This window comes from Mycobacterium sp. (assembly GCF_019247615.1).
Taxonomy (GTDB): Bacteria; Actinomycetota; Actinomycetes; order Mycobacteriales; family Mycobacteriaceae; genus Mycobacterium.
On the sequence record NZ_JAFBAT010000280.1, the window covers coordinates 1 to 9,833 of the forward strand.

A 9,833-nucleotide genomic window follows, 5' to 3' on the forward strand; every position below is an offset into this window, starting at 1 on the left:
AGGCATTCTCGGACGGCCGGCTGACACTGCTGTTGGCCAGCAGCGTGGCCACGTTGACCGCATCCATAGGTTTCTTCGCGGCCCTGCCGATGATGATGGCCGCTAGTGGCCTGGGCGCCGGTGCCTACGGCTGCGCGCAACTGGCCAACGCGTCGGCCGTGGCGGCACTGACCCCGTTGCTCACTCCATGGCTGGGCCGTCACGTCGCCGGTCGTCCCAAGCTGGGGATTTTGGCCGCGGCCGGGGCCTGGACCACAGCGTGCTTGGCGACTGCCGCGGTTGCGGATTCCACCGCGGGCTTCAGCCTGGCAACGGCCGCCTGCGCCCCGGGTGAGATCGTGTGGTTTGTCGTGGCCGCCGGCATCGTGCACCGGATCGCCCCGCCGGCGCATCGCGGGCGCTACCACGGGGTGTGGGGAATGGCGCTGGCGCTTTCGGCGATCGTCGCGCCGTTGCTGGCGGCCTGCGGGTTGCGCCATGGCGGCCCGCCACTAGTGGCGGTCTCCATCCTCGCGGTTGGCCTGCTCGGCGCCGCGCTCTGTATGCCGCTCGCCCGCGAGATCCGCACCGCGCGACCGCTCCGGTAGATGCCGGATTGGGCGGAGGATTCTTTCTCCCCCGATTGGGGGAGAACGGCACTACACACACACCCGCGCGACACCGGATCTGATTGTCCAAAGCTACTGTGGTAGAACCATTTACCCGCATTCGACGTTCACTCCCGCGCCGCGGACGGCGCGGCGTAGCCGCAAACTGGGTTGTTGTGCCGGACACCGCATGTGTGGCATACCTGAGGCGTGATCGAGATTGTTCTCCTCGGAACCGGCAGCCCCATCCCGGATCCGCTGCGGGCCGGCCCTGCGACCCTGATACGTGCGGCGGGACAGACGTTTCTGACCGACTGCGGCCGGGGCGTGCTGCAGCGCGCTGCTGCGATTGGTCTCGGCGCCAACGCGCTGACCGCCCTGCTGATCACCCACCTGCACAGCGACCACATCGCCGACCTCGGCGACGTGCTGATCACCCGGTGGGTGAGTACCTTCACGCCGGAACCGGTGCCGTTGCCGATCATCGGCCCACCCGGAACGGCGGCCGCGGTGGAGGCGACGCTTGCCGCGTTCGGCGCCGACATCGGCTATCGGATCGCGCACCACGCCGATCTCACCGGCCCTCCCGCGGTCGAGGTCCGCGAATGCACCGAGGGAACCGTGTGGGACGCCGGCGACGTCCGCATCCAGGCCGGCCCGACGGATCACCGGCCGGTGGCTCCCACCGTCGGCTTCCGGGTGGATTACGACTCGGCGTCGGTCGTCCTGGCCGGCGACACGGTGCCATGCGCCGGCCTCGACAGGCTGGCGGCCGGCGCTGACGCGTTGGTACACACAGTGATCCGCAAAGATCTCATCGAGGCCGCGCCGATACCACGGATCCGCGACATCTGCGACTACCACTCGTCGGTCGAGGAAGCCGCCCGCACCGCCGAGCGGGCCGGCGTCGGCACGCTGGTCCTGACCCATTGCGTCCCGGCCGTCGCGCCGGGTCAGGAAGACGACTGGCGATCGCGCGCGCGGTCGCAGTTCAGTGGGCGCATCGAACTCGGGCCGGACCTGCATCGCGTGGAGGTGCAGAATACGAAGAGCACGCGACAGTTCGGGAGCAGCGCATGAGCTACCCCTCAAAACGAATCAAAGTGGTGGTTGCCGACGACCACCCGGTGACCAGGCAAGGCGTCGTTCGCGCGCTGAATTCGAGCGGGAGAGTGGAAGTCGTCGCCGAAGTGGCCGACGGAAGAGCCGCGCTCGAGGCGATCCGCCAGCTGCGGCCGGCGGTGGCGCTGCTCGACTACAAGATGCCCGAACTCAACGGTCTCGACGTCGTCCACGCCGTCAGCCGGGACGGGCTGCCGACCCGCGTCGTGCTGCTCAGCGCCTTCGACGACAGTTCGGTCGTGTACAAGGCCCTGGCCGAGGGCGCGAAGGGCTACCTGACCAAGGAGTCCGACAGCGACGAGATCATCACCGCAGTCCTCAAATGCGCGGCCGGGGACGGTTACGTGCCGACCCATCTATCCGGTGCCCTGGCAACCGAGGTCCAGCAGCGGGCCAAGGGCGAGTCCGCGTTGTTGACCGCGCGCGAACGCGAGGTGGTGCGGATGATGGCTAACGGGCTGTCGGTTCCCCAAATCGCGGCGCGCCTGCATCTGGCGCCCAGCACCGTCAAGTCGCATGTCCAGAACCTCTACGAGAAGCTGAAGGTTTCCGACCGGGGAGCCGCGGTTGCCGAGGCGATGCGGCGTCGGCTGGTGGAGTGAGCGGAGCGCTTTAGCCGCTACATCCGCAGCGGCACCTCGATCCGGATGTGCGCCCCGGCGGGTTCGTCGACTATGCGCATCCTGCCGCCGGCAGCCTCGACCCGAGCCCGGTGCGACGCCAGGCCGATGTGCCCCTCCGCGAGCCGGCGAGCCGCGGCGTCACCCGTAATCCCAATCCCGTTGTCCGCCACATCGAGACAACACAAGTCGTCGACCACCGCCAGCTTCACCGACGCACGGTCGGCGCGGGAATGACGGACCACGTTTGACAGCAACTCGCGAGTTACCCCAAAGATCATCGGGTCGATCGCGTTGCTGCCCGAATACTCGATCTCGGTTGCAATGGCGATGCCCGAGCGCTCCGCGGTCAATGCGGCCAGCTTGTGCACGGCGGCTCCAAGACCCACCTCGTCGAGAACCTCCGGGTGCAGCTCGAAGGTGGCCTCCCGTAGGCGTTGCGACGCCTCCTGCAGGCTGGACACCGCGCGGTCGAGCTGCACCGCGGGCGTCGTCTTGCGCAAGTCGGAGATGTCGCGGCGGGCGGCGAGCACATCCTGCAGCGGTCCATCGTGAATGGCTTCCGCGATCTGGCGCCGCTGCGTTTCCGACGAGGTCATCGTGTCGGCGAGCAATTCCTCGCGCGACGCCGTGACGCTGGCGACTTCGTCCTCGTACTTGTTCCGAACGACGGCCACCACCAACCTCGCGGAACAGACGAAGGCGTACATCGCCAGTAACAGCACCGTTTCGGGCCACCCGATGCGCGGCTGAATCACCGGGTCCCCCAACAGTTCTATGGCGAATGCGACGTAGATCGCGGCCATCGCCGCCGCCGTCGGCCGCCACGACACCCCAGTCGCCACCAGCAGCGGCAGCAGGCCCATCAGCAGCAGGGGAAGGTATCCCCCCGGCGACATCAGCTTGAAGCACCACACCGCCGCAACGTCGACGAGCGAGAGGGTCAATACGAACCGTTCGCCGGTGACCAAATCGCTTCGGGGAGAAAACACCACGGCCGCCGCGGCCACCGCGATCGCGGCGTACAGCGCGACCAGGACGCCCTCGTTGACCCACTTGCCGGGATCGGTGCTCACCAGCATCGCCCCGATCATGATGGCCACCACGCCGAGGCGAAGGCCGTACCCGGCGCGCAGCGACCTCAGCCGGTGCATCCGGCGCACGCGGTTGAGGTCTGACGTGCTCATTGATTACCGATGGTCATTTGCCGAGCCGCGAAATGCAACGATCACCGCACTCGGGGCCGAAGCTTTGCCCACTCGAGGTCGTCTCGACGGGCTGGCCTACCGCCGCTGGCTGGGGAGGGGGGTTGGTGTAGTGAACCGCCAGGATCCCGGCGGCCGCACCGAAACACATCGCCCCGATGAACCCGGCGGTCAGTGCGCCCATGCCACGCTGCTTCGGGCCGAGCGGCCGGCACGCGCGGTCACCCGACGTGCTCCAGGCCCACGGGTATGACGCGTAAGGAAATGCGGGCATGGCGCGGGTGTCCGGGTCCTCGTCGGCCCCGTCGGCCTGGGGCTGTACCGGTGGAATTGACCCGACACCCACTAGTGGTGCCCGGAGCGTCATCCGCGGCGACGTGTCGCATGTCGCCGAGCCGGTGCGACGCCAGGGATCCAGCAGTGCGCGACACGATTCTTCGGCGAGCGCACTCACGCTGTCGATGACGGGCTTGCCCGCCATCGCGGCGTCGACCACACCGCAGAGGTCGGCGCTGTCCAATACCAGCGCGTCCACGTCGTCGCCGAGCGCCGTGACGACTCGAAGGAAATCTCGCGGCACCGGGAGTTGCGTACGCGACCATTGCACCGCCTCGATGAATTTGTCGACGATCTCCTGATCGCGTGGGGCGGGTGTCACGACCGTGATGCCCGCCTCGCCCAAACCCTGTTCGTAGGCGGCGGACCAGACCATGATGCTCGACGCGAGAAGACCGACGCGACGGGCACCCAGGTCGTGCAACCTCTGGCAAGCGCCTTCCACCATCCCGATCCGCGCCGGTGTGACTATCGTGGCGTCGACCGTGGTGGCGTTGCATGCGATAGCGATCACGTCGGCGCCGCCGTCCGCAAGAGACCGACATGTCCGGGTGACGAGATGCCCCAGCGCTTCGCGGTGTTCGGACCGAAATGAGCCGTCCGACAACCTCTCCACGAGGTGCCGCTGCACGGATATGCTCTGCACCACCACGTCCGGAGATGCGCCACCCGTCAGCGCCCGATACTTGTCGCACAGCATCGCGTAGAAGCGGGCCGTGTTCCGGGGTCCCAGCCCCGCCACGACCCCCAGCCGTCGACGTGTTGGAGCCCGCAGATCCCGGGCGGGCCCTGGGCTGATCAGTTGGTCCATCTCGCTACTCCGGATCCGGTCGTTGGACGCGCCTTCCGCGTAATACCTGCATATACCGACGATCTCAGCCGCCTCGCCCGGTGTCTTTCCGCTAACCGGCCGTCCTGGCGGAGGAGTCGTCTTCCACCTATCGGACGGCTACCGAGCCGAGCGGACCAACCCCCGATCGGGGGATGCCATCGGTCGCCGGTGCGGCTTTACGGTCGCTGCGTGACGGGAGAACCGGTCCTTCAGCTCAGCGTGGTGATACCCACGTCGAACGAGGAAGCGTGGTTGCCCTATCTGCTCGACGTCCTGAAGTCGTACGACGAGGTCACCGAGATTATCGTCGCCGACAACGACTCGTCGGACCGCACGGCCGAAATCGCTAGCAGAGCTGGCTGTTTGGTTACCAAGGGCGGCAGGCCGGGGAGGGCACGTAACCAGGGGGCGCGGCTGTGCACCACCGACGTCATCCTGTTCATCGACGCCGATACCGTCGTCCCGCGCAGCTCGCTGCTCGGCGCGCTCGCGGCGTTCGGCCGCGACGGTGCGCTGTCGGCCGTCGCGTTCCGGGTGGCGCCGGTCGGCGACCGCTACTTTCCGCGCGTCGGCTATGGCGCCGCGGATTTGTACTTGCGCGTTTGCGCGCGGCTCGGAATGCACCAGGGCCTCGGGAACGCGATCATGGTGCGCAAGAGAGATTTTGACGGCATCGGCGGATTCGACGAACGCGTGGACGCCGGCGAGGATGCCGACCTGATGCGACGGATCGGGCGGCACGGCGGTGCGGCGTACCTGCGGTCGTGCGTCGCGTACACATCCCCGCGAAGATTCCGGGCCGAAAACAACTTCGCCTTCGGCGCCAAGGTGCTCCTCTGGACCGCCATGCGCTTCATGGGCCTGCAGCAATCGGTCTTCGGGTACAAATGGACGAGATACCCCGCGAATTGGAGTAATTCGGACCGCGACCAGTTCCGGCTCGTGCTGCGGCGCTAGCTCCCTTGCGTGGGGCCCGGGAGAAACAACGGTTCAATATCACCAATCGTTTCGATGCTGGATCGGTAGCCGGTTGGCTCGTGCGGGGGCGGGTTTTCCGTGCCCATCACCTGCATCAAGCAGGAGATTGCCTGGAGCGGGTAGTTGTTTTTCAGCTGGTTACACAGGTGGTGATTGAGAACCTCCCAATAGGGGTTCGTCGAAAAATCGGCGGTATTGAGGTAGTGCAGCGCTTCGTCCCGTAGTTCCATGTAGTCCGGTATCTCGCCGTCGCCGATGCCGTTGTTGTATCGGTAGTGGAAGAACAAGTTGATCGTGTGTCCGCCCTGGTTGGCTATTTTCAGTCCGATCACCTGAAACATGAAGTGGCGCCTTGCGTTGTTCTCGGCGGTCTGGGCCCCTTTGGCTTCGTCGACAGGAATGCCGGTGGTGATCGCAGCACTGAGCAGCACGCCCACGACCAAGAAAAGGCCGATAGCGGCGGCACCGAGATGGCGTGTCTTCACTGAAAATCCTTCGGCGCGCTGCGACGCGCTACTTGCAGGCACTCCAACTGAACCACCGTCCACCCTGCGCGCACACGGTGGCGTTGGGGGTGTAGTCCGGCGGCGGTGCGGTTTGCGCCGGCGGCGGATAGTAGGCCGGCGGGGGCGGGCAACCGCTGACGGACCAGTGGCGGCCGCCGAAGCTGCCGCAGGCATCGGCGCGAGCGGCCGCGGGCGCCACGACAAACAGGGCCGCCGCCGCCGCGAAAAGCGCCAGCACCCACGCCACGACGGCCGCGGCCGACGATCGAGGGCGCCGTGGCGTGTTGCCTGTGTCCTTCATTTCGGGTTCTCCTGGGTAGATGCCGGTTGGCGGGCCGTGTCGGTTCCGCCCACTGACCACTCTCGCGGCGCGATAGCGGCAAGTCTCTCGGGTGAACGCCGGATCGTGTGGGGGAAGTTTTCTCCCCCATTCGGCGGAGGACGCCCGCGCACCGACCAATCGGAGGAGCCGAGTTCGACCGCCGGAGTCACCGATCAGAGGATCGACGGGGCATTGACTCGCGCGCAGAGTTGCCTGTGTGGCTTGAAGCACTCGCCACACCCGTAGAACAACGCCAGAGTCGTTGTGAAAGGAGACATTTGATGAATCTTCGAATGAAGGTGGGATTTTTCGCGGCCGATCGCGAGGACACCGCCATCGCCGGCCGCGAGGCGGCCTTCCTCGTGCCGTCGCACTATTGCGCCGGCGGTGCGGTTGAGGCCTTAGCTGCCGCGGGCTGAGCGGGACCTACGCGGTTGCGGTCACTGTCTGCGATCGAGCGTTCGGTACCCATCGAACGCTCGATCGCTGCATGTCTGGGGCTTCTGTCCCATTTTGGGACGGTGTCTTATCGAGCTGTCTCGGAGAGGTATCCGCGGCAGACCGGCGCGGCGTTGACGTCGGATCGGTCCGGAGCCGTATCCGGTTACGGCAAGGGCGACCATCCGCAGAATCTGGCAAGCGCGCTATTCGAGCTTCTGGAACACGCCGTGTGCCGCGGCGTGGTCGCACCTCGGGAAGCGCCGGTCCCTGTGGATGTCGGCGAACTGTACCTCCGCGGCAGGTTGCCCAACGACGCTGTCGGCCAATACCTGCGGACTGCACAGCGCGGCAACGTGCCCGCCGCGCGCTTTGGGTTGCTCTCGCATCACGCCCGCGGGTGCGACGTGTGGCTGCCGGCGGCGATGTATCACCCCCCGCTCGACCGAACCTCCGACGTCGCGCAGCGATTCGCGGTCGGCTATTGGAGCACGAACGGATACGCCGCAGGAATGAACGTTTCCGAGGCGCTGCTACATGCCCTCAACGAAGTCATCGAACGGGATGCGCTGAGCCATTTTCTGCTGCAGTGTGGATTCGGAAATGCGGTGGGCACGTCGATCGTGCTCCGCGACGGCCACTTGTCGGCATTGAAGTCGGACATCGAGCGGTCGAGCCGATCGAGCATCGAGGTGCGGGTCGTCCCCGCGCTGGCCGGCACCGTCGCGATCGCCATCGGGTCTCGCTTCAATCACCACGGCTGCCGGCTCCTCGGCGAGGGCTCATCGAGCAACCCCGCTTACGCGATCGAACGCGCACTCATGGAATACGAACAGCTGTGCGCGATCGCCGACGGGACCAATCCTGACGGCCCCGCCGCCCGAAAATTGATCGAAAACTACCCGTTCCAGAACGCGTGCTATCGCTGCGAATCGATCCCGTTGCCGGTGGCGGAAGTCGAATTCCGCCCGCGGGCGGCGACCGAAACAGCAACGGTCGCGGACCAACTGGCCGCCAAGGTGCAAACGCTGGGCGACGCCGGGTATCCGGTGCTCGGCCGGACCCTCTTTTGCGGTGCCACGGAACCCGATCAGGATGCCCCCACGGTCGTGCAGGCCGTCGTCTTGGGCGCCGAACAATTCCACCTGGTAACCAAGGGCGTTGTCGTTGAACCGATTGCGCGTCTTCGGACCACTCAAACAATGCAGGCCTGCAGGCGACAACTGCAAGTGGATGAGTGACCAGGACCGAATCACGGACCGCCGCTTCGATCAACTCTGCACGTACAACACGGCCAAGGCGACTGCCGATCGTGTGCGCGCCAAGATGCCCAAGGATGTGGCGGCAATCCTTATGCCCCTTGCTGACCGGGCCGTTGAGAGCCTTCTGCGCGTTCAGGAAGGGTTCTTCTTCCGAAAACAACGCGGAGACCGGAACATCGTCATCCGGATCCCCGGCAGCGAGCGCGGGCATCACCGAGAACCACAGAGGGCGGCAGCGATGCTGCTCAAGCTGTACCGCAACGCAACGCACGGCTTCGGCGGTATGCGGCAGCCACAGAGCGAGAAGGACCTCGTCGCCGAGCGACTGCTGTCACACCATACGGGTGAGATACCAGACGATCTCGTGTTCCTGCCCTACCTATACCTGCTCGACACCTTGTGCGAACCCGGCAGAATTCGCGAGACGATCGTGAAGCGAGCACGCATCCGCGGTTGAGACCTCGAGCGGGGGCGGCCCGACGGCGATGTGATCAGCGTGCGTGCGTCGAAGTCCGCGCCTCGTCGGCCCACGGAATGCGGCAGGCGTCACCGGAATTGAAGCCCTGCTCGGTGATGCCCAGCGCGGAGTTCACCCGCGCCCGCATGTTCTCCAGCCCGATCTGATAGGTCAGCTCGAACACGCCGGCGTCGCCGAAACGGGCCCGCAGGTCGTCGACCTGGTCGTCGGTGACGGTGTGCGGGTCGGCCGTCATCGCGTCGGCGTAGGCGATGGCCGCGCGCTCGTCGTCGCTGAACGCCGGCGACGTGGCGTAGTCGTCGAGGTCCTTGAGCCGCTCCATGTCCAGGCCGTCGAGGCGCTGCAGCATCGACCCGAAGTCGACGCACCACGAGCAGCCGATCCGGCGCGCGGTCCACAACACCGCCAGCTCACGCACGCTGACCGGAAGCGTCTTGGACGCCCGGTCGACCATGGTCTCGTGGATCGCGCCGGCGATCATTAGCTTGCGATGATGCGCGGACACGGCGAACGGTTCGGGAACCTGGCCGTAGCGGCGCTTGGCCACCCGGTACATGGCGCGGGTCAGCAGTCCGACGCGCTTGGGGGGCAGGGGCTCGAGGCGGGTTTTCTGTGTCATGCCCGTGAGACGAGACGGCGCGCGAAAGTGTGACCATACCAGCGGTATGCGGCTAGTGTCTCGACCTGTGGCGATCGGGAGTTGAGGGTGACCGCGCTGTTTAGCCGGTGGTGGCGGGCCGATCAATACGACTGGCTCTCCGGCTACCTGGCGTCGCGGGGCATCAGCGGTGCCACTCGCGCCGTGCTGGCGTTCATCTCGGCGTCGATGGTGTTGTGCCTTGTCGCGCTGCTCGCCGGGTCGGACGGTCCCCGTGGGCGGGTTCCGGTGGCGATGACGTGGCTTGCCGTCGCCTTCGGGGTGGCCGGGATGTTGCTCTGGATGTGCCGAAGGTCGCGAAGGCGACGCACCCGATCAGCGCGGCCAGCGGGTTGGGATGGGCCAGGCACGCCAGCGCGACGGCGGCGTTGCGGCGAAAACGAGGGACTGCCTGTGGGTGGGCCAGCGCCACCGCGGGAGTCACCGCCAGCATCGGCACCGCCTGCGCCCGCCTCGACGACACCGCGGCCGAACCGCAATCGCTGCTGC

At 66.6% G+C, this 9,833-nt stretch carries 11 protein-coding genes and 2 pseudogenes; 8 read left to right on the forward strand and 5 right to left on the reverse strand.

Features of this window, described 5'->3' with window-relative positions:
* The 3 genes and pseudogenes from JO059_RS19420 to JO059_RS19430 form a co-directional block, all read left to right on the forward strand.
* A pseudogene (locus JO059_RS19420) lies at positions 1 to 587 on the forward strand (MFS transporter); the annotation flags it as partial.
* Between the two features lie 210 nt (positions 588 to 797).
* Complete coding sequence (locus JO059_RS19425) at positions 798 to 1,667, forward strand: ribonuclease Z (RefSeq protein ID WP_293321677.1); 870 nt, start codon at positions 798 to 800, stop codon at positions 1,665 to 1,667.
* Complete coding sequence (locus tag JO059_RS19430) at positions 1,664 to 2,311, forward strand: response regulator transcription factor (RefSeq protein ID WP_293321679.1); 648 nt, start codon at positions 1,664 to 1,666, stop codon at positions 2,309 to 2,311. The genes JO059_RS19425 and JO059_RS19430 overlap by 4 nt, the downstream gene beginning before the upstream one ends.
* A gap of 17 nt (positions 2,312 to 2,328) precedes the next feature.
* On the opposite strand, the gene JO059_RS19435 is transcribed toward JO059_RS19430, so the two are convergent.
* Both JO059_RS19435 and JO059_RS19440 read right to left on the reverse strand, forming a co-directional pair.
* Positions 2,329 to 3,516, reverse strand: a complete 1,188-nt coding sequence (locus JO059_RS19435) for an ATP-binding protein (protein ID WP_293321681.1) — start codon at positions 3,514 to 3,516, stop codon at positions 2,329 to 2,331.
* A gap of 13 nt (positions 3,517 to 3,529) precedes the next feature.
* Positions 3,530 to 4,681 carry an aspartate/glutamate racemase family protein gene (locus JO059_RS19440; protein ID WP_293321683.1) on the reverse strand — a complete coding sequence of 384 codons (1,152 nt, stop codon included), beginning with the start codon at positions 4,679 to 4,681 and terminating at the stop codon, positions 3,530 to 3,532.
* A gap of 210 nt (positions 4,682 to 4,891) precedes the next feature.
* Between JO059_RS19440 and JO059_RS19445 the strand changes: the two genes are divergently transcribed.
* Positions 4,892 to 5,659: a glycosyltransferase gene (locus tag JO059_RS19445; RefSeq protein ID WP_293321685.1), complete on the forward strand. Its 768-nt coding sequence runs from the start codon at positions 4,892 to 4,894 to the stop codon at positions 5,657 to 5,659.
* On the opposite strand, the gene JO059_RS19450 is transcribed toward JO059_RS19445, so the two are convergent.
* Both JO059_RS19450 and JO059_RS19455 read right to left on the reverse strand, forming a co-directional pair.
* The gene (locus JO059_RS19450) at positions 5,656 to 6,165 is read right to left on the reverse strand and encodes a hypothetical protein (RefSeq protein ID WP_293321687.1); all 510 of its coding nucleotides are present in this window, start codon (positions 6,163 to 6,165) and stop codon (positions 5,656 to 5,658) included. The two genes, JO059_RS19445 and JO059_RS19450, sit on opposite strands and share 4 nt — an antisense overlap.
* Before the next feature lie 28 nt (positions 6,166 to 6,193).
* Complete coding sequence (locus JO059_RS19455; protein WP_293321689.1) at positions 6,194 to 6,487, reverse strand: hypothetical protein; 294 nt, start codon at positions 6,485 to 6,487, stop codon at positions 6,194 to 6,196.
* A 302-nt stretch (positions 6,488 to 6,789) separates the two neighbouring features.
* Here JO059_RS19455 and JO059_RS19460 point away from each other — a divergent pair, with 302 nt between their 5' ends.
* From JO059_RS19460 to JO059_RS19470, 3 genes are all read left to right on the forward strand, one after another.
* Positions 6,790 to 6,927: a hypothetical protein gene (locus JO059_RS19460; RefSeq protein WP_293321691.1), complete on the forward strand. Its 138-nt coding sequence runs from the start codon at positions 6,790 to 6,792 to the stop codon at positions 6,925 to 6,927.
* Between the two features lie 102 nt (positions 6,928 to 7,029).
* Positions 7,030 to 8,187, forward strand: coding sequence for a YcaO-like family protein (locus JO059_RS19465; RefSeq protein WP_293321693.1), 1,158 nt, complete (start codon positions 7,030 to 7,032; stop codon positions 8,185 to 8,187).
* Complete coding sequence (locus JO059_RS19470) at positions 8,180 to 8,665, forward strand: hypothetical protein (protein WP_293321695.1); 486 nt, start codon at positions 8,180 to 8,182, stop codon at positions 8,663 to 8,665. The genes JO059_RS19465 and JO059_RS19470 overlap by 8 nt, the downstream gene beginning before the upstream one ends.
* A gap of 34 nt (positions 8,666 to 8,699) precedes the next feature.
* Here the strand turns inward: JO059_RS19470 and JO059_RS19475 are convergent.
* Positions 8,700 to 9,317: pseudogene (locus tag JO059_RS19475) on the reverse strand (carboxymuconolactone decarboxylase family protein); the annotation flags it as partial.
* Positions 9,318 to 9,628: 311 nt separating this feature from the next.
* Here JO059_RS19475 and JO059_RS19480 point away from each other — a divergent pair.
* A partial coding sequence (locus JO059_RS19480; protein ID WP_293321697.1) for a hypothetical protein occupies positions 9,629 to 9,833 on the forward strand: 205 nt, incomplete at its 3' end.

What these genes read in the sequence shown, in the direction of transcription:
- JO059_RS19440 (WP_293321683.1), bottom strand. Translation starts at nt 4,681, where the DNA reads ATGGACCAACTGATCAGCCCAGGGCCCGCCCGGGATCTGCGGGCTCCA.
- JO059_RS19460 (WP_293321691.1), top strand. Translation starts at nt 6,790, where the DNA reads ATGAATCTTCGAATGAAGGTGGGATTTTTCGCGGCCGATCGCGAGGAC.
- JO059_RS19470 (WP_293321695.1), top strand. Translation starts at nt 8,180, where the DNA reads ATGAGTGACCAGGACCGAATCACGGACCGCCGCTTCGATCAACTCTGC.
- JO059_RS19455 (WP_293321689.1), bottom strand. Translation starts at nt 6,487, where the DNA reads ATGAAGGACACAGGCAACACGCCACGGCGCCCTCGATCGTCGGCCGCG.
- JO059_RS19435 (WP_293321681.1), bottom strand. Translation starts at nt 3,516, where the DNA reads ATGAGCACGTCAGACCTCAACCGCGTGCGCCGGATGCACCGGCTGAGG.
- JO059_RS19430 (WP_293321679.1), top strand. Translation starts at nt 1,664, where the DNA reads ATGAGCTACCCCTCAAAACGAATCAAAGTGGTGGTTGCCGACGACCAC.